17 protein-coding genes are annotated in these 17429 nt (G+C 65.3%); 7 read left to right on the forward strand and 10 right to left on the reverse strand.

The features are described 5' to 3' along the window. Nucleotides 1-6: 6 nt before the first annotated feature. Together ACQ4WR_RS07680 and ACQ4WR_RS07685 are read left to right on the forward strand one after the other, a co-directional pair. Nucleotides 7-846 carry a PhzF family phenazine biosynthesis protein gene (locus ACQ4WR_RS07680; protein WP_436486407.1) on the forward strand — a complete coding sequence of 280 codons (840 nt, stop codon included), beginning with the start codon at nucleotides 7-9 and terminating at the stop codon, nucleotides 844-846. 199 nt (nucleotides 847-1045) lie between these two features. Next, nucleotides 1046-3253 (forward strand): S9 family peptidase, encoded by a 2208-nt coding sequence (locus ACQ4WR_RS07685; protein ID WP_436486409.1) that lies wholly within the window; start codon nucleotides 1046-1048, stop codon nucleotides 3251-3253. A 69-nt stretch (nucleotides 3254-3322) separates the two neighbouring features. On the opposite strand, the gene ACQ4WR_RS07690 is transcribed toward ACQ4WR_RS07685, so the two are convergent. The 3 genes from ACQ4WR_RS07690 to ACQ4WR_RS07700 form a co-directional block, all read right to left on the reverse strand. Further along, on the reverse strand, nucleotides 3323-3508 hold the full coding sequence (locus ACQ4WR_RS07690; protein ID WP_034759763.1) for a CsbD family protein: 186 nt from the start codon (nucleotides 3506-3508) through the stop codon (nucleotides 3323-3325). A gap of 174 nt (nucleotides 3509-3682) precedes the next feature. Then, complete coding sequence (locus ACQ4WR_RS07695; protein ID WP_102298424.1) at nucleotides 3683-4333, reverse strand: class I SAM-dependent methyltransferase; 651 nt, start codon at nucleotides 4331-4333, stop codon at nucleotides 3683-3685. A gap of 80 nt (nucleotides 4334-4413) precedes the next feature. Next, nucleotides 4414-6483 carry a M13 family metallopeptidase gene (locus ACQ4WR_RS07700; protein WP_436486411.1) on the reverse strand — a complete coding sequence of 690 codons (2070 nt, stop codon included), beginning with the start codon at nucleotides 6481-6483 and terminating at the stop codon, nucleotides 4414-4416. Between the two features lie 154 nt (nucleotides 6484-6637). Between ACQ4WR_RS07700 and ACQ4WR_RS07705 the strand changes: the two genes are divergently transcribed. After that, a complete protein-coding gene (locus ACQ4WR_RS07705; protein ID WP_102298420.1) occupies nucleotides 6638-7465 on the forward strand; it encodes an HDOD domain-containing protein in 828 nt (275 codons plus the stop codon). A gap of 222 nt (nucleotides 7466-7687) precedes the next feature. Beyond that, nucleotides 7688-7957 (forward strand): flagellar protein FliT, encoded by a 270-nt coding sequence (locus ACQ4WR_RS07710; RefSeq protein WP_495542682.1) that lies wholly within the window; start codon nucleotides 7688-7690, stop codon nucleotides 7955-7957. A 457-nt stretch (nucleotides 7958-8414) separates the two neighbouring features. Here ACQ4WR_RS07710 and ACQ4WR_RS07715 read toward each other — a convergent pair whose 3' ends face one another. After that, complete coding sequence (locus ACQ4WR_RS07715) at nucleotides 8415-9590, reverse strand: type IV pilus assembly protein FimV (protein ID WP_436486413.1); 1176 nt, start codon at nucleotides 9588-9590, stop codon at nucleotides 8415-8417. 168 nt (nucleotides 9591-9758) lie between these two features. Here ACQ4WR_RS07715 and fumC point away from each other — a divergent pair, with 168 nt between their 5' ends. From fumC to ACQ4WR_RS07730, 3 genes are all read left to right on the forward strand, one after another. Further along, nucleotides 9759-11153, forward strand: a complete 1395-nt coding sequence (gene fumC, locus ACQ4WR_RS07720; protein WP_102299282.1) for a class II fumarate hydratase — start codon at nucleotides 9759-9761, stop codon at nucleotides 11151-11153. A gap of 96 nt (nucleotides 11154-11249) precedes the next feature. Then, nucleotides 11250-11471, forward strand: coding sequence for an RNA-binding S4 domain-containing protein (locus ACQ4WR_RS07725; RefSeq protein WP_102299283.1), 222 nt, complete (start codon nucleotides 11250-11252; stop codon nucleotides 11469-11471). Nucleotides 11472-11591: 120 nt separating this feature from the next. Further along, a complete protein-coding gene (locus tag ACQ4WR_RS07730; protein ID WP_102299285.1) occupies nucleotides 11592-11876 on the forward strand; it encodes a hypothetical protein in 285 nt (94 codons plus the stop codon). On the opposite strand, the gene bufB is transcribed toward ACQ4WR_RS07730, so the two are convergent. The 6 genes from bufB to ACQ4WR_RS07760 form a co-directional block, all read right to left on the reverse strand. Continuing rightward, entirely contained in the window at nucleotides 11873-13543 is a 1671-nt protein-coding gene (gene bufB, locus ACQ4WR_RS07735) for an MNIO family bufferin maturase (protein WP_436486416.1), read from the reverse strand. The two genes, ACQ4WR_RS07730 and bufB, sit on opposite strands and share 4 nt — an antisense overlap. A gap of 20 nt (nucleotides 13544-13563) precedes the next feature. After that, nucleotides 13564-13869: a BufA1 family periplasmic bufferin-type metallophore gene (locus ACQ4WR_RS07740; RefSeq protein ID WP_102299286.1), complete on the reverse strand. Its 306-nt coding sequence runs from the start codon at nucleotides 13867-13869 to the stop codon at nucleotides 13564-13566. 286 nt (nucleotides 13870-14155) lie between these two features. Then, the gene (locus ACQ4WR_RS07745; RefSeq protein WP_102299288.1) at nucleotides 14156-14356 is read right to left on the reverse strand and encodes a YjfB family protein; all 201 of its coding nucleotides are present in this window, start codon (nucleotides 14354-14356) and stop codon (nucleotides 14156-14158) included. A 58-nt stretch (nucleotides 14357-14414) separates the two neighbouring features. Further along, nucleotides 14415-14939, reverse strand: a complete 525-nt coding sequence (gene mobB / locus ACQ4WR_RS07750; protein ID WP_436486419.1) for a molybdopterin-guanine dinucleotide biosynthesis protein B — start codon at nucleotides 14937-14939, stop codon at nucleotides 14415-14417. A 198-nt stretch (nucleotides 14940-15137) separates the two neighbouring features. Beyond that, entirely contained in the window at nucleotides 15138-16577 is a 1440-nt protein-coding gene (locus tag ACQ4WR_RS07755; protein WP_436486421.1) for a phospholipase C, read from the reverse strand. A gap of 120 nt (nucleotides 16578-16697) precedes the next feature. Next, nucleotides 16698-17429, reverse strand: coding sequence for a general secretion pathway protein GspB (locus ACQ4WR_RS07760; RefSeq protein WP_436486423.1), 732 nt, complete (start codon nucleotides 17427-17429; stop codon nucleotides 16698-16700).

The raw sequence follows: 17429 nt of genomic DNA on the forward strand, positions 1-17429 counted from the left end.
GTTCCCATGCCGCAGCCGCGCCCCTTCAAGCAGGTCGATGTCTTCAGCCAGGTGCCGTTCATGGGCAATCCGCTGGCGGTGGTGCTCGGCGCCGATGGCCTCGACGGCGCGCAGATGCAGGCGATCGCGCGCTGGACGGGCCTGTCGGAAACCACCTTCGTGCTGGCGCCGCGCGACCCGGCAGCCGACTACCGCGTGCGCATTTTTTCACCCGAGATGGAATTCCCGTTCGCCGGCCATCCGACCCTGGGCACGGCGCACGCGCTGCTCGACGCGGGCATGCAGCCGAAAGGCGCGCGCATCGTGCAGGAGTGCGGCGTCGGCCTGGTGCACATTGAACGGCAGGCCGGCGGCGTGCTGGCGTTCCAGGCGCCGCCCTGCACCGCGCGCGCGCTCGACCCGGCGCTGCTGCCGCTGCTGCAAGCGGCGCTGGACGGCATGCCGGCCACCGGCGGCGTGATCGTCGAGATGGGCATCCGCTGGCTGTGCGTGCCGCTGACGGACGCCGCCGCCTGCCTGGCCGTGCGCGCCGACATCGCGGCGCTGACGGCCTTGCTGGCCGCCTGCCGAGCGGACGGCCTGGCGCTGTATGGCGCCCACGCGGCGGGCGGACCGGCCGACTACGAAGTGCGCGCGCTGCTCAGCGAACACGGCGCGCTGGTGGAAGACCCCGTCACGGGCAGCGCCAACGCCTGCATCGCCCACTTGCTGGCGGGTGCCGACTACCGCGTGCGCCAGGGCACATGCCTGCAGCGCGATGGCCGCGTGGCCGTCAGCTTTCGCGCTGGCCATGCCTGGATAGGCGGTGCATGCCTGACAGTGGTCGATGGGTCGATATTAGCCTGAACCGGGCAAAGCGCCATGAAATACGCGGCGCCTGGACAATTTTCACGAAGGAAATACGGCCAGCAAGGCCTTATTCCGTGGCTGGCGCTATCGCATAAACGCGCACGCTCTGGTATCGTCTTACGCTTGGGCAAGGCTCAAGCCCGGCTTCCCGGCAAGGCAGGCAGCGCCCTTCATTCTTCCAACTACCGAGACATCCATGCGTTTTATTCTTTGTTTTCTGGCCGCGATGGCCAGCGTTCCCGCATCGGCTGAAAAGCTGACCCTGGAACGCATCCACGCCGATCCGGCGCTGGCCGGCCCCGGCGTGCGCTACCTGAAGGTGTCGCCCGACGGCGAGCGCGTGACGTTCCTGCGCGGCCGCGCCGACAACCAGTTCCAGCTCGACCTGTGGGAATTCAAGCTGAAGGACAAGAGCACGCACCGCCTGGTCGACTCGAAGGCGCTGGTGCCGAATGAAACCATCTCGCCGCAAGAGCAGGCGCGCCGCGAACGCGAGCGCACGGCCAGCCTGAACGGCATTCTCAGCTACAGCTGGTCGCCGGACGGCAAGCAGCTGCTGGTGCCGCTGGCCGGCAATCTGTACCTGGTCGACGTGGCCCACCCGGACAAGGCGCGCCTGGTCGCCAAGGGCAATGTGCTGGATCCGAAAATCTCGCCGAAAGGCCGCTATGTGTCGTTCGTGCGCGATCAAAACATCCATGTCATCGACCTGAAGTCGGGCCAGGAACGCCAGCTGACCAGCGATGGCAAGGGCACGATCCACAACGGCGAAGCCGAATTCGTGGCGCAGGAAGAAATGGGCCAGCGCACCGGCTACTACTGGGCGCCCGACGATTCCGCCATCGCCTACAAACGCTATGACGAAGCACCGGTGCCCGTCGTGCGCCGCTTTGAAATTTTCGCCGACCGCACGGACGTGGTGGAACAGCGCTACCCTGCCGCCGGCGACCCGAACGTGCTGGTGCAGCTGCTGATCGTTTCGCCGGAAACGGGCGTGCAGCGCCAGGTGGAACTGGGTGCGAACCCGGACATTTACCTGGTGCGTGCCGACTGGAGCGCGGACAGCAAATCGCTGGTCTACCAGCGCCAGTCGCGCGACCAGAAGACCCTCGACCTGGTCGCCGTCGATGCCGGCACGCTGGCGCAGCGCACCCTGCTGACGGAAACGTCCAAAACCTGGGTCAGCATCCATGACGACCTGCGCTTCCTGTCGAACGGCACCTTCCTCTGGTCGTCCGAGCGCACGGGCCGCAACCACCTGTATTTGTACGACATGAGCGGCAAGCTGCTGCACCCGGTCACTTCCGGCGAATGGGGCATCGACAGCGTGCTGGCCGTGAACCAGAAAAGCGGCAAGGTTTTCGTCGCCTCGAACCGCGACGCCGTGATCGACAAGCAGACCTACGCCCTGGCCATCGATGGCAGCACGGCCGACAAGCCGCAGCGCGTGACGCAAGCGGACGGCTGGCACGACACGACGTTTGCCAGCAATGGCGCCGTCTTCGTCGACACCTATTCCGACCCGGCCACGCCGCCGCAGGTGAGCATCCGCCGCCCTGATGGTTCGATGGTGGGCTGGCTGGAAGAAAATGCGCTGAACGCGAGCCACCCGTACGCCAAGTACAAGGCCGACCACCTGCCGACGGAATATGGCACCCTGAAGGCCAACGATGGCCAGACCCTGTATTACTCCATCGTCAAGCCGTCGAACTTCGACGCGGGCAAACGCTATCCCGTCTACCTGTCGACGTACGGCGGCCCGCACTCGCAGCACGTGGCGCGACGCTGGGGCAACAACTTCGACCAGTACATGGCGCAGCAGGGCTTTGTCGTCTTCCGCCTCGATAACCGCGGCTCGTCGCGCCGCGAGCGCGCGTTCACGGACGCCATCTATCACAACCTGGGCGCGGCCGAAGTGGCCGATCAACTGGTCGGCATCGACTGGCTGGGCAAGCAACGCTTCGTCGATGCGAAACGCATCGGCGTCTTCGGCTGGAGCTACGGCGGCTTCATGACCTTGCGCTTGCTGTCGGCAGCATCGGACAAAATCGCCATGGGCGTGTCCGTGGCACCCGTGACCGACTGGTCGCTGTATGACACCCACTACACGGAGCAATTCCTCGGCATGCCGAAGGAAAACGTGGATGGCTACAGGGACAGCACCGTGTTCGCCCACCTCGACGGTCTGAAGTCGCCGCTGCTGCTGGTGCACGGCATGGCCGACGATAACGTCTTGTTCAGCAACAGCACGCGCCTGATCGACGCGCTGGTGAACCGTGGCGTGCAGTTCGACCTGATGACGTATCCGGGCGCCAAGCATGGCATCTCGTCGCGCGCGGGCCAGCGCCACGTGTACAAGAAAATTGAAATGTTCTTCAAGCAGAACCTGGGCGTGGCCAAGTAAGCGGGGCGCCCAACGAAAAACCGCCGCCTGTCTCGCGACAGGCGGCGGTTTTTTTATGCGTGCAGCAGATTATGGCTTGCGGGTCACAGTCTCAACTGCGTCCTTCACATCGCCAACCTTCTTCTGTACTTTGCCTTCGACCTGGTTTGCCAAGCCCTTGGCTTGCTGTTCTTCGCTGCCGACGACCTTGCCAGCGGCTTCCTGGATTTTACCGCCGACTTCCTTCAGTTTACCTTCGACTTGATCTTTGTTCATGATAAATCCTCACTGTAGTTGGTACATCTGTTGTCCTGCCCAGAAGGGCTGGTACTGCGGCTCACACGCTGTTGCAAACTGCTTGCTGCGTGTCGATGTGTCCATACTACGCCCGAGGTCGCAAAAACTATGTACGGTTCCTAACACATAGCCAAAGTGCACTAATTTCCGTCCTCACGCAGGTTTGCGCCAAACCGTGGCCAGCCACGGCTGCTGTTCGCGCGGCAAGCCTGGCGGACGGTAATACTGCTCGACCAGGGTAAAACCGGCGTCCTGCACATACGCAGCCCAGCGCGCCTCGTCGTGGTAGCTGCCATAGCGGGCGCCGTTCCAGCCTTCCTGGTTCTGCCCGCGCGGATTCGAACTGAACAGCACGCCGCCCGGCTTCAAACACGCATGCAAGGCGCGCAGCACGCCAGGCAAGGCGGCGCTGGGCACGTGAAACAGCACGGCATTGGCGAACACGCCGTCGAACTGCGCGGCGGGCAAGTCGAGGTCGACAAAATCCTGCTGCCACACCTTGCAGCCGCTGTAGGCGCGCGCCATCTCGACGAAACGGGGACAGCCGTCGACACCGGTGGCATGGTGGCCCATGGCCGTGAACGCCTTCAGGTCGCGGCCCGGGCCGCAGCCCAGGTCGAGGATGGCCAGCGGCGCCGGTTTGCCGATGGCGTCCAGCAGCGCGCGGATGTTCTGGCTGACGTCGTGGTCGCGCGTACCCTCGAAAAACTGCTCGGCACTGGCGTCGTAATGGGCCAGGGTGCGATTGGTGATGGCGTGGATGGGATCTTGCTGAGCTTGCTGGTCTGGCGTGGTCGGCTTCATGGCGGTCCTGTCGGTATGTTCCGCCATTTTACGGTGCCGGCGCTTTCGGCGTGCGGCACCGTCCAGCGATCAGCCGCCCGCTACCAGACGCGCACGCGCTGCTCCGGTGCCAGATACAACTGCTGGCCCGGCTGCACGCCGAAGGCCGGGTACCAGGCGTCGAGGTTGCGCACGGTGGCGGCGCGGTATTGCGCGGGCGCATGGCCATCCGTGAGGATCTGCTGGCGCGCTGCCGCTTCGCGCGCCTTGCTGCGCCAGCTGATGCCATAGCCGGTGAAGAAGGCCCTGTCCGCCTCCGCCTGCACCGGCTTGCCTTGCTGCGACAAGGTGAACGCGTCATGCGCGGCCGCCACGCCGGCCAGGTCGGCCAGGTTTTCGCTCAAGGTCAGCTGGCCATTCACGGCCAGGTCGGGGAATGGCTGATACGCGGCAAACTGCGCCACCAGTTGTTTTGAGGCGGCCTGGAAATGCGCCAGGTCGGCCGGCGTCCACCAGTCGCGCAGCTTGCCCTGGGCGTCGAACTGCGCGCCCTGGTCGTCAAAGCTGTGGCTGATTTCGTGGCCGATGGTGGCGCCGATGCCGCCATAGTTGGCCGCATCCGACGCCTGCGGGTCGAAGAACGGCGGCTGCAGGATGGCGGCGGGGAAATTCAAGGCATTTTGCAGCGGCAAGTTGACGGCATTGACCAGCTGCGCCGGCATGGCCCAGGCCTTGCGGTCAGGCGCTTGGCCCAGCTTGGCCAGTTCCTGCCGGTAATGGAACGCTTCCGCCCGCTGCGCATTGCCCAGCGCATCGCCGCGCACCACGCGCAAACCCGCATAGTCTTCCCAGCGTTCCGGATAGCCGACGCCCACGTACAGGGTCTTGAGCTTTTCCTGCGCCTGCGCCTTGGTTTGCGGCGCCATCCAGTCCAGCTTGTCGATGCGGCGCGAGAAAGCTGCCACGATGTTCGTCACCATGTCCTGCACCCGCGCCTTCGATTCAGGCGGGAAATAGCGCTCCACGTACAGCTTGCCGACGGCGTCGCTCAGGGCCGCATTGGTTGCCGCCAGCGCCCGCTTGCTGCGCGGCGACTGCTGCGGCGTGCCGCTCAGGGTCTGGCCATAGAAGGCGAAGCGCTGGGCGGCGGCCGCTTTCGGCAAGGTGGTGCTGAAATGGTTGATCGTGTGAAAGGCGAGGAAATCTTTCCAGGTAGCCAGCGGCACGCTGGCCACCAGTGCCGCGCTGCCCGTCATGGCTGTCGGATGCCAGACGATGAAGTCTTGCTGCGCGCCCAGGCCGGCCGCCTGGAAGAAGGTTTTCCAGTCCAGGCCCGGCGCCTTGCTGGCGAAGTCCTGCGCGCGCCAGGCGTTGTTGCCCTTGGCGACATCGGCCGAATCCTCGCGGCTGGCGTGGCTGGCGGCAATTTGCTGCTCCAGCGCAAATACGCGCGCGGCGCGGGCCGGCGCATCGCGGTAGCCGGCCAGGGCAAGCATGGCGGCGATATGCGCCTGGTAGCCCGTGCGCAAGCCCTGCATGCGCGCGCTGTCGCCCTGGTAAAAGGCGCGATCAGGCAAGCCCAGCCCGCCTTGCAGCAGATAGGCGACGTTGCGCGTGGTGTCGTTCAAGTCTTGCGCCACCCACAGGCCGAACAAGTTTTCCGTATAAAAATTGGTGGAATTGAGGGGGTCGACATCGGCGCGCAAGCTTTCGCCCAGCGCGCGGGCCAGGCCAGCCTGATCGCGCACGGCGTCAATTTTCTTCAATAGCGGCTTGACGGGCGCCCAGCCTTTCGCTTCGATAGCCGATTCATCCATGTAAGTGCGGTAAAAATCGCTGACCTGGCGCGCGCCGGCGTCGGCCTGTTGCGTGGCCGACAAGCCCTCGATCAAGCCGATGATGCGTTCGTTGGTGGCATTGGCCAGCATGGCGAACGAACCCCAGCTGCTGCGGTCGGCGGGGATCTCGGTGGCGCGCATCCAGTCGCCATTCACGTAGTCGTAGAAGTCGTCGCCGGGCAAGACTTTCGCCGGGGCGGCGGCGGGAGCGGCGGTGGCCGCCTGCTGGCCGTGCGCGTGGGCCGGCAGGCTGGCCAGGGCGGCGCCAGCAAGGACGAGGAGAATGGCAGCCTGGACTGGCGTCCGGCGCCAGGAAAAACGCAAACCGTGCATGGCGATCCTTTCAATGAAATAGCCAAAATCATAGCCTGTTTTCAGCGTGCTCCCAGCGAAAAAAGCGGCCGTGAACTTTTTTGCATGCCCGCAAAAAATCGGCATATAGTTTGACGACCCCGCACCGTGCCGCGCGAACGCCCAGGAGATTGCCATGCAACTTGAAGCGCTGTTCCAGCATCCCCATGCCCTGCCTGCCGCCCCGAAGATCGTCGATGAGCTGGTACGCAGTTTCGACAATCCCGCCATTGCCACGGAAGACATCGCCCGCAAGCTGGGCGCGGACCCGGCCCTGAGCGCCAAGCTGCTGCGCCTGGCCAACTCGGCCTACTATCACGTCTCGCGCAGCATCGGCACGGTGGAAGACGCCGTGCTGATGCTCGGCTTTGTTACCGTGCGCACCCTGGTCATCAGCTCGGGCCTGGTCAGCGGCTACAAGGCCGTGCCCGGCCTCAATCTGCAGCAGTTCTGGCGCTACAGTCTGCACAGCGCCGTGTCGGCCCGCTGGATCGCCAGACAGACGGGCGACAACCAGGAGCTGGCGTTCACCATCGGCATGATGCATGCGATCGGGCAACTGGTGATCCACGCCGCCATGCCCGAGCAAGCCATGCAGCTCGACAAGATCGCCCCGCCCTTCGACGCCCGCCGGCTCGATGCGGAACGGGTGTCGCTGGGCTACAGCTATGCGGACGTTGGCGCGGAGCTGGCGCGCCGCTGGAAATTCCCCGCCGCCTTTGCCGACACCATCGCCGCCTTTCCCGATCCGCTGGCCAGCACGCCATTCAACCGGCTGGCCGCCATCATCCACCTGGCCGCCTGGCGCGCGCGCATTGATGAAAACCAGTTCAGCAATGAAGAAATCATCGCCTGCTACCCGGGCGACGTGGCGGAAGCGCTGGGCTTGCCGCCCTCGGTGCTGGTCGACAAGATGCCGCCGCCCGCCGAATTGAGCGCGGGGCTGGAAGAACTGGTCAATTAAGGCGGGCGGCGCCGGTATCGCCCCTGCCCAGGCATCGCGCAGTCATGCGGGCTGGCGGGCTGGCGGGCGATTCCGGCGGGCAGCCCAAAAAAATAGTCCAATTATATTCATTTATTTTCAAAAACACCCTCAAGTTCCTGCTGGACCTGCCGTTAATCTGGACAAGCGGTAATCCATTCACTAGTTACGGGTGTGCTCATGACCTCCAACGACGTTCTCTCGATGTACGAAAATATTGCAGGAATGACCAACAAAATGGTCGTCGCCGCACGAGCGAGTGACTGGGATGGCTTGAACACCCTGGAAAACCAGTGCGCCAGCGCCGCCAGCGCCACCATCGCGGGCGTCCCTGCCCTGGCCGGTGCCTCGCGCATGCGCAAGATCGACTTATTGAAACAGATCCTGGCGAACGACCGCGAAATCCGCACCATCACGGAACCGTGGATGGCGCAAATGGCCAGCGTCATGCCCGCGTCGCGCGCCAGCATGTAAGCATGCTTGCAGCGCAGTGCTATTGCGGCTGTGGCCGCGGAATGAAAAAAGCACCCGAGGGTGCTTTTTTTACGCCTGCCGGCATGGCCATGCCGCGCGGGCTGGTGACTGCTTGTCATCAATTCGCGGCGTGCAGGCATGGCGGGGAATGTGGAAGGCGAACCCCAGGTATCTCCTGGCGTCGCCTCGCTGCCGGTTGCATCCGGCGTTCGCGAGCACATCGTCGGCATCGCGAACCGCTTCCAGGCCCAGGCGTTTATGCAACGCTACACCTGTTTGCCGCGCCACACTATCGTTGGTGACTGCGCCAGGCTGGGGCTGTTTTGTCGTAGAGCAAGTCCACTGAATTAATCATATCACCATCTTTGAAAAACAGGCAACACCGCTATCCGCTGTTTTCCCTGTATTTTTTGATTATCTTTTTTTATATCAAGTTTCAGCGGTGCCGCGCACCGCGTCAGCGCGAAAACGGCTCCGCTTCCGCTTCCGGCGCTGCCTCCCCGTCGACCGCTTCCGTCAATACCGGCACGGCCTTCTTGCGCCCAAACGGCTTGCGCAGCAGCACCCAGTATTTCGATGGCGCGCCCGGCCCCGACGCTTGCTTGCGCTTGCGCAAGACATACACGATCACCGCCGTCAGCAGCAGGAACACGAGCGTAGCGATGCCCAGCCACAGCAAGCCATTGCCGCCCGACTGCTGCTTGACAGCTGGCGCCGCCAGCGGCTTGGGTTTGGCGTGCGGCACCACCGCCTCGGCAGGCGCGGCGGCGGGCGGTACGGCAGCGCCGGGTTGCGCCAGCGCCTTTTGAAGGGAGCCGAGTTTGCCTTCCAGCTCCGTCAATTTGTCGTTGAGGGCCGCGTTTTTCTGGTCCAGCGCCACGCAAGCCTCGGCCTGCCCCGCATCCGCTTGCGGCGCGCAAGCGGCCACGGCTGCCACAGGACGGCGCAGCGGCGGCGGACGCACGGCCGCGGCGGGGCGGGTGGCGGGAGCGGCAGCGGCAGCGGGCGCGGCGGGCGGCGCAACAAACACGGTGACCGGACGCAGCATGCCTTCGGCACGGGCGCGGGCCGCCAGCGCGGCGGCATCGGGCGGCGGCGCGGCTGGCGTAGCTGGCGTAGCCAGCGCGGCGCGGGGGGCTGGGACGGGCAGCGGCAGCGGTGCCTCTGGCAGCGTTGACACTGGTGCTGGCACAGCGGCAGCAACGAGTGGCTTAGCAGGCATGGCAGCGGGCGGCGCCGGGGTCAGCCACAGTGTTCCCAGGCGCACGATGGCACCGCTGCCATTGTCCAGCAACAGATACAGGTGCACGTGGCCGGCGCGGATCGCCTGCTGGGTTGTCACGCGCACATAGCGGCGCCCGCCCCGCTCCAGCGGCGTGATGGCCAGCCCCTGCAGGGCCGGATCCATGCTGATGCCGCCGCCCCGGTACACATCAGGCGAGGCCAGGCGCACGGCCACGCCTCGGGCATCCTCGGGCAGCAGGGCCGTCAGTTCGATCTCGGCCAGCAAGGGCTGGCCCACGTGCGACAGCACCGTCATGTCGCCCAGCTCGGCCGCCATGGCAGGTGGCAGGGCCAGACAAGCGGCGGCGCACGCGATCAGGGACCAACGGGGAAGGATGCTACTCGGCATGGACTGATCGCTTTGACAATGAAATAAAGGGGACTCGCCCACCTATAACGGCAGGAAATCGGGGAAATGTAGAGGCAGCACCGCAGAAATGATGCAATACAGCATCATCCTGTGCCTTTTTGGCGTCTGGAGTACACTCGATCCACCTCCATCGATGAAAGGGATGCCATGAGTAGCAGAATCGAACGCGACAGTTTCGGCCCGATCGACGTACCCGCCGACCGGCTGTGGGGAGCGCAAACCCAGCGCTCACTCGAACATTTCCATATCTCCACGGAAAAGATGCCGCCTGAACTGATCGCCGCCCTGGCCACCGTCAAGCGCGCGGCCGCCCACGTCAATCTGGACCTGGGTTTATTGGATGGCAAAAAGGCGGTCGCCATCACGCAGGCTGCCGACGAAGTGCTGGCCGGCAAGCATGACGCAGAATTCCCGCTGGCCGTCTGGCAGACGGGGTCGGGTACGCAAAGCAATATGAACATGAATGAAGTGCTGGCCAACCGGGGTTCCGAGCTGATCGGCGGCTTGCGCGGCGCCGAACGCCTGCTGCACCCGAACGACGACGTCAACCTGGGCCAGTCCTCGAACGATATCTTCCCCACCGCCATCCACGTGGCGGCGGCATTGGCTGTCGCCCACACCGTCCTGCCGCCGCTGCGCCAGCTGCGCGCCACCCTGGACGCGAAAGCCGCGGAGTTTGCCGACATCGTCAAGATCGGCCGCACGCATCTGCAAGACGCGACGCCGCTGACCCTGGGCCAGGAGTTCTCCGGCTACGCGGCGCAGCTGGACTTTGCCGAACACATCATTACCGCATCCCTGCCGCCGCTGCTGCAGCTGGCCGCCGGCGGCACGGCCGTGGGCACGGGCTTGAATGCCCACGTGGAATTTGCCGGCCGCATCGCCGCCGAACTGGCACGCCTGACGGGCCAGCCGTTTGAAACGGCCAGCAACAAATTTGCCGCGCTGGCTGCGCACGATGCGCTGGTGGCAGCCCATGGCGCGCTGAAAACCCTGGCCACGGCGCTGATGAAGATCGCCAACGACGTGCGCTGGATGGCCTCCGGCCCCCGCTCGGGCCTCGGCGAAATCACGATACCCGAAAACGAGCCGGGCAGCTCCATCATGCCGGGCAAGGTCAATCCCACCCAGTGTGAAGCGCTGACCATGCTGTGCTGCCAGGTCTTCGGCAACGATGTCGCCATCACGGTGGGCGGCGCCTCGGGCAACTTTGAACTGAACGTTTTCAAACCTTTGATCGCGCACAATTTCCTGCAAAGCGCGCGCCTGCTGGGCGATGGCATGCGCAGCTTCGACGAGCATTGCGCACACGGCATCGCACCGAACCGCGTACGCATCGCCGAGCTGATGGAGCGTTCATTGATGCTGGTGACGGCCCTGGCGCCGCACATCGGCTACGACAAGGCGGCGCAAATCGCCAAGCAGGCCCAGCACGAAGGCACGACCTTGAAGGAAGCGGCGCTGGCCTTGGGCTTCGTTACTGAAGAGCAATTCAGTGCCTGGATCGTGCCCCTGGAAATGACGCGCCCCAACAAAAGCTGAGGCTGTACCCTGCATTGCTGGCGGCTTCAGGTAAACTATGATTTAGTTGAAGTCGTCATCAAGTGTTTAAAACACATCATTGCAATAAGGGATACAATGCAAAAAGTAAGCTTTGATTTAACATCCGAGTTCGTCGAGCTGAATCAGCTGCTCAAGCTGGTCGGCCTGTGCGACAGCGGTGGCGCAGGCAAGGTCATGGTCGATAGCGGCGTGGTGAAGGTCGATGGCAAGAAGGAATTGCGCAAGACCGCCAAGATCCGCGCCGGCCAGGTCGTCAGTGTGGGCGATATCCGCATCACGGTCGTCGGCCAGGCATGATCCCCGCGTGGGGCGCGCGAGCGGCCCCATGCATCGCGCCAGCATCCGCCCGGCTGCCCGGTCAAGCTGCAACACGTCGTTATTGCTAAAGATAACTATCGATTGTGGAAGGGGAGCGCCATGGACCAGCCCGAACAAGGTACGCGCAGCCAGGAGCGCCTGATCGGCGACTTGCGCCAGGTCATAGAAAACGCGGAAGAGCTGCTGCGTAACACGGACAAATACACAAGCAGCCTGTACCAGAGCGCGCGCGCCAGGCTGGAACTGGCCCTCGTCGCGGCCACCGCCGAGCTCGCCCGCTTTGAAGAAGAACAAGTAACGCGCATGATGGACGCCACCCTGGCCGCCAACGCCCTGTACTGCGACCAGACGGGTGAAGCGCGCCTGCTGCGCGCCTTCGACTAGTCGGGCGCGGGCAGCACTTGAATCAGTACCGCATGCGCCAGCCACAGCCTGAGCTGCCCGGCCAGGTCAAACCCTTCATCGCGCTCGAATGCCGCGTCGAGCGCGGCGCCGAAGGTCTGCCCCTGCTGCAGCTGCGCCAGCGCCGCATGCGCGGCCCCATCCAACGGCAATAATTGCGCTTTCCAGCGCGGCCGGCACACCAGCGCATGGCTGGCCACCAGCATTGCTTGCGGGAATTTCCCCCACCACTCCCCCTCCTGATGCGCCTGCCACAGGGCCGGCACTTGCCAGTCTGATGCCAGCAAGGTGCAGGCCGGATGCAAGCGCCACCGGCTCGCTTCCAGTACATCCGCAGGCATGGCGGCCAGCGCCTCGGGCGCCACGCCCTGCGCATCGGGCGCGTAGTGGGCCAGGTGCAGCGCCCACTCGAGACGCGCCATGTCCGGCAGGTAGGGCAGCTCGGCCACGTGCGGGAAAGTGGCGAGAAAATCGCCGAAACGGGCGCCAAACTGGTTCAAATCGGGGCTATCGGACGGCATTTCCCGCCCGTACTCGCGGGCCAGGCCGCTGAAAAACTCGTCTCCCACCAGCGCCAGCACGACGGGGTACACGTGGCCCAGGGTGCGCCGCCAGATGGCATGCATGCCGCCCCGGTACAGGCCGAGCCGTCCGGCCGCCGCCGGCCCCTGGCAGAGCGGCAAGGCGCCAGCGGCGTGCGCGGGATCGAACATGGCGCTGGCAAAGGCCTGCTGGCCGGCGGCCAGGCCAGCGGCGGACACGCGCGATGGCGATGGCGATGGCGATGGCGCCGCCACTGGCGCTCCCTGCCACGGGGCATGCGCCGCATGGCGCGCCAGCAGCGCCTGCGCCTTGTCCGCCTCGCCCAGCAGGACATCGAGTTCCGGAACGTCCGTGTCCCATTCAATCAGGGTGGGAATGGCGCCGAAGCGCTGCAAAGCCGCCGCGTACAATGCCCAGACGGGCTCGGCGACAGTGGCGCCATGGTGGTCGATGACGGCCTGCGGCGTCACCAGGTGGCCGCCCAGGTGCAGCTCGCCCACGCTGCCGGGAGCGATCGATTGGATGGCAATCAGGGCATCTTCGCCGTGGTTGCACTGGTTCACATACAGGTTATTGATATCGAGCAGCAAACCGCAGCCGCTGCGCCGCGCCAGTTCGGCCAGAAATTGCGCCTCGCTCATGGCATCGTCGCAAAAGCGCAGGTAAGTGGAGACATTCTCCAGCAAGATCGGCCTTTTCAGCACATCCTGCACCCTGCCGACCCGCGCGCACAGCAAGTCCAGGGCGGCGCCATTCAAGGCCAGCGGCAGCAGGTCGTGGAGTTGCCGCTGCGCTACAGCACCCCAGCTCAGGTGTTCAGAGACGAGGGCCGGCTCGATGCGCTCGGCCAGCGCGCGCACGCGCTCCAGATGCGCTTCGGAAAAACCGTGCGCCGAGCCCAGCCCCAGTCCCACGCCATGCAGGCTGAGCGCGTAATCGCTGCGCAGGGCTTGCAGCACATGCCAGTCCCAGCCCGATGGCTGCAAATAATTTTCGGTATGCACTTCCAGCCAGCCCACCCTGGGCCGGCTCGCGAGAAAATCGCGGTAGTGGGCGGCGCGCAAGCCGACGCCCACGCCGGCAAGCGCGTGTTCCGGACGCGGCATGGCGCGGCTGTGCGGAATGCTTATGGCTGCGTGGCTGGCTTCGTGCCCTTGGCGGCCTTGACGGGCTTGAGCGAACCGCCGGCCTGCGTGCACGTACCCTTGGCAACATACGCCCATTCGGTGGGCAAGTTATCGGCGGCGGCCTGGCCGGCGCAGGAATGCGCACCATCGGACGAGGCGCAATCGTTTTGCCCCGCCTTGGCCACGCCGTAGCATTTTTCCTTGTCGCCCGTGGCGGCTGACGCATCATGCGCGGCGACGCTGCCGGTGGAGGCGGCGCAGATACCGGCCAGGGCGGCGGCGACGAGAGCTTGGCGTTTATTCATGGGGTAATCCTCTTGCATGGACGAAGTCATCGGAAAGTCATGGCTCGCCTCAGGCTGCGCTGCTGGCAACGCGGAGGCAATCGATGCCATTCTACTGAATCGGCCGCGCCGTGGCGAACATTGCGCGTGGAATTTGTTGGCGGAGCGAAGCAGGTGCCCGGGATAGCGGGAAGAACAGCGAAAAGAATGCAGCGTGGCGGGCGTCAAAAAACAAAAGCCCGCTCGCCACCGTTGCAAACGGTGGTGCGGGCATGGCAAGCGCCAGGATGGCGCCCCGTGACGGCGCTCAGGCGGTCGTGTTGATGCGGTTGCCCAGGTGCGCTGGCAAACTTGGTGCCGACTGTACCGGCGGCAAGGCTTGCAGCAAGGCATTCGCGGTCGAACTTTGAATGTCCTGGGCTTTTTTCAGGACGGTCAAGCCTACGGCCTGGCGCGTACCCGTCTCTGCCATCGTGGTTGACAGTTGAGCAATGCTTCCGACGTCCATACGTTTCTCCAATGAGGTTCTACCCCTGTTAACGGATGCCGCCGGCAAACCTTTAGCCTTATTTTTCCAGCCTGCGCAGCAGCCACTCCAGCACCCGCTCGCGCGCGTTCAAATCCAGCCACTCGACGCCTGCGCGCAAGTCCGCCGGCGCCGGGCTGTCGGACGCCACGGCAACCACGTGCGGATCGTGCGGATACAGGGGCGCCTGCCCCACTTCCGGGCGAAACACTTCCAGCTTGGCGATCGGGTCCGTCTTGAAGCCTTCCACCAGGGTCAGGTCCGCCGGCCCCATGCGGGCCAATTGCTGGGCCAGGCTGGGCTCGGGCGCCCCGCGCAGCTCATGCACGATGGCAAAGCGGTAAGGCGAGGCCACCAGCACTTCCGCCGCGCCCGCCAGCCGCAGGCGCGCGCTGTCCTTTTGCGGCGGTTCCAGCGCCAGGTCGTGGTGGCTGTGCTTGACGAGGTTGACGCGCAAGCCGCGCGCCGCCATTTCCTTGACAACAAATTCCAGCAGGGTCGTCTTGCCGCTGCCGGAACGGCCGATCACACCCAGTACCGGGTGCGCGGGCATTGCATCGTGCATGGGGGAATTCCTTTAATGAGTATGGCGCATTATACGCAGCCCTCCCCCGGCGCCGGCGTCACGCCAGCGCCCGCTTTTACATGGGCTTGCCCATATCAAGCTTTTGCATCACGCCTTGACATCGCGCGGTGCCCCATCGGCCACACCTGGGCCACGACGCCGGCGGTGATGCGGCCGACGGCAGTGCCAGCCACGCCCTCAGCTGCCGGCCTCGCCATCGGGCAGCGCCTTGTCCTGGCGACTGGCCGCCGCGGGAACGGGGGGCGCGGCGTGCGCATCGCCCTTGCCGCGCCGGCGCCGCCTGGCGCCCTTTGCCGCCGTCTTGCCATTGGCCGCCAGGGCATTCCTGGCCGTGCGGGCCAGTTGCCGGTGCGCCGCCAGCGCGCCCGCCTCTTCGTCCGACAGCGCGGGCGCGGCGGGACTGCCGGCCGGGGCGGCAAAGTCCATGGCGCGCACATCCGCTTCCCATTGCGCGCGCTGCGCCTCCACAGCGGCGGGCACGGCCGGCGCGGCGCGGGGCCGCGCCAGGGTCAGCACGCCGCCCAGGCCGCTGGCGGCCGCCACGCGCGCGCCCATGTCGGGCAAGCTGCCATCGTCGGCGCGGCAGAAGCGCTGCAGGATGGTCTTGATGATGGAGGTGTGATCGTAGACTTCATGGCTGACGCTGCCGGCGGCGATCCACGGCGACACCAGCAGCATGGGCACGCGCACGCCGTACTGGCGACACGCGGGGTCGTCATCGATGGCGGCGGGCGGCGGCACATGGTCGAAAAAGCCGCCGTGCTCGTCATAACTGAGGATCAGCAAGGTACGCTGCCAGGCAGGACCGCGCGCCAGCGCCTGGTACACCTGCGCCACCAGCGCCTGCCCGCCCCGGATATCGGCGGGCGGATGGTCGTCATTGGCAAAGAAATGCGGATCGATCCAGCTGACCGAGGGCAAGGTACCGGCCAGCGCATCGCCGATGAAACCGTAGCGGCGCTGGCTGGAACCGAGCGGCTCGTAGAATTCGGATGAACGGTAGTGGTCGTCGCTCAGGGCCAGGCTCCACGGTTTCCAGGCGGAATAGAACTTCCAGCTGACCATGGCCCGCTCCAGGTGGCGCACGAAGGATTTGTTTGCATACAAGGGCACGCGCTTGCTGTCCTTGCTGCCTGCCGCCCTGCCGCTGATGGCATACAGGCGGTTCGGCCAGGTCGCGCCAGGCACCGAGCTGTAGCAGCGGTCGCAGACGCAAAACTGCCGCGCCAGGAAATCATGCATGGGCAGATCGGCGCCATTGTAGTAACCCATCACCACGCCGATGTCGGGATCGTCGGGATGGGTATGCGCATAGTCGGCAACGAAGCCGCCATTACCGTCCTGCAATTGCCGCGCCACCGATTCGCCCGTGTGCGACGGGTCCTGGCGCGTATCAAGGGCCGCGCGCTGCAGGTGGTGCACGGGATAACTGATGCCCGCATGCACGTTGGCATGACTGGCGCGCAAGCCATCGATGTCGGCACGCCCGCCCTCCAGGCTCAGGTAGCCCAGCATATGGTCGAAGGAACGGTTTTCCATCATCAGCACGACGATGTGCTCGATATGCGCGAGGTTTCCCAGCAAATGGCCAGCAGAGACAGATTCAGCAGCAGTCATCGAAGCTCCCGGGCCGCGCACACGGGCGCGGCAACCCTGGTTCGACCAGGTTCCGCCACTATGGTTCAGCTAGCGAAACCTGGCTTTGATGCGCGACAACTCAAGCAGCTTGCAAGCACATCAATAAGGCACGCGATAGCGGTAGCCCTTGAAACTGAAAATCGCCGCCTTCGGCTGCAGCTTTTCCAGCACCAGTCCCGGCGCCAGTTCCTCGCCCTCGTGGCGCAGGACTTTGTCGATCAGCAAGAGCCGGTCGGCCGGGTTCTTTGAATAGATATAGCCGCCGATGGCGATGGGCGGAATCTGCCGCTGTATCGGTTCAGGCAAGTCGCGCATGCCCGGTACGGCCTCATCTGCCGCCGGCACGGGTGGCACCGCAGCGGCAGCGGCAGCAGCAGCAGCAGCAGCAGCAGGCGCTGGGTCTGGCTTGAGCACAGCGGCCACGGCCGCTGGCGCCGGCGGCGCTTCGCGTTTCGGCGCAGGTTTCGCTTCAGGCCGGGGCGCTGGCGCCGCTGCCGGTGGCGCCACGGCAGGCGCGGCGGCAGGCTGCGCCAGCGGCTGCGGCACCGGAACGGGCGGCGGGGACGGCAAGGTGGCGGCGGCCACCACCGGCGCGGAGGCCGGCGCAGGCACGGCCACAGCCACAGCCGGCGCCTGCCACGGCTGCCACCACAGCAGTACCGCGGCCACGGCCACGCTCACGCCGGCCAGCGCCAGCCAGGCGGGCAAGCGCCCTGTCCCGCCGGCCGTTGCGGCGGCCTGCAGCTGCACCTGCGGCGCATGGATCGAGGGCAATTCGCCCAGCTGGCGCTCGGCCTGCGATTTTTTCAGTGCTTCCAGTATGTAGGACAT

The organism is Janthinobacterium amylolyticum (assembly GCF_051380655.1).
Lineage (GTDB): Bacteria > Pseudomonadota > Gammaproteobacteria > Burkholderiales > Burkholderiaceae_D > Janthinobacterium.

Bases quoted from the DNA above. Each gene is read 5' to 3' on its own strand.
- ACQ4WR_RS07680 (WP_436486407.1), top strand. From the start codon at position 7: ATGCCGCAGCCGCGCCCCTTCAAGCAGGTCGATGTCTTCAGCCAGGTG.
- ACQ4WR_RS07685 (WP_436486409.1), top strand. From the start codon at position 1,046: ATGCGTTTTATTCTTTGTTTTCTGGCCGCGATGGCCAGCGTTCCCGCA.
- ACQ4WR_RS07690 (WP_034759763.1), bottom strand. From the start codon at position 3,508: ATGAACAAAGATCAAGTCGAAGGTAAACTGAAGGAAGTCGGCGGTAAA.
- ACQ4WR_RS07695 (WP_102298424.1), bottom strand. From the start codon at position 4,333: ATGAAGCCGACCACGCCAGACCAGCAAGCTCAGCAAGATCCCATCCAC.
- ACQ4WR_RS07700 (WP_436486411.1), bottom strand. From the start codon at position 6,483: ATGCACGGTTTGCGTTTTTCCTGGCGCCGGACGCCAGTCCAGGCTGCC.
- ACQ4WR_RS07705 (WP_102298420.1), top strand. From the start codon at position 6,638: ATGCAACTTGAAGCGCTGTTCCAGCATCCCCATGCCCTGCCTGCCGCC.
- ACQ4WR_RS07710 (WP_495542682.1), top strand. From the start codon at position 7,688: ATGTACGAAAATATTGCAGGAATGACCAACAAAATGGTCGTCGCCGCA.
- ACQ4WR_RS07715 (WP_436486413.1), bottom strand. From the start codon at position 9,590: ATGCCGAGTAGCATCCTTCCCCGTTGGTCCCTGATCGCGTGCGCCGCC.
- fumC (WP_102299282.1), top strand. From the start codon at position 9,759: ATGAGTAGCAGAATCGAACGCGACAGTTTCGGCCCGATCGACGTACCC.
- ACQ4WR_RS07725 (WP_102299283.1), top strand. From the start codon at position 11,250: ATGCAAAAAGTAAGCTTTGATTTAACATCCGAGTTCGTCGAGCTGAAT.
- ACQ4WR_RS07730 (WP_102299285.1), top strand. From the start codon at position 11,592: ATGGACCAGCCCGAACAAGGTACGCGCAGCCAGGAGCGCCTGATCGGC.
- bufB (WP_436486416.1), bottom strand. From the start codon at position 13,543: ATGCCGCGTCCGGAACACGCGCTTGCCGGCGTGGGCGTCGGCTTGCGC.
- ACQ4WR_RS07740 (WP_102299286.1), bottom strand. From the start codon at position 13,869: ATGAATAAACGCCAAGCTCTCGTCGCCGCCGCCCTGGCCGGTATCTGC.
- ACQ4WR_RS07745 (WP_102299288.1), bottom strand. From the start codon at position 14,356: ATGGACGTCGGAAGCATTGCTCAACTGTCAACCACGATGGCAGAGACG.
- mobB (WP_436486419.1), bottom strand. From the start codon at position 14,939: ATGCACGATGCAATGCCCGCGCACCCGGTACTGGGTGTGATCGGCCGT.
- ACQ4WR_RS07755 (WP_436486421.1), bottom strand. From the start codon at position 16,577: ATGACTGCTGCTGAATCTGTCTCTGCTGGCCATTTGCTGGGAAACCTC.
- ACQ4WR_RS07760 (WP_436486423.1), bottom strand. From the start codon at position 17,429: ATGTCCTACATACTGGAAGCACTGAAAAAATCGCAGGCCGAGCGCCAG.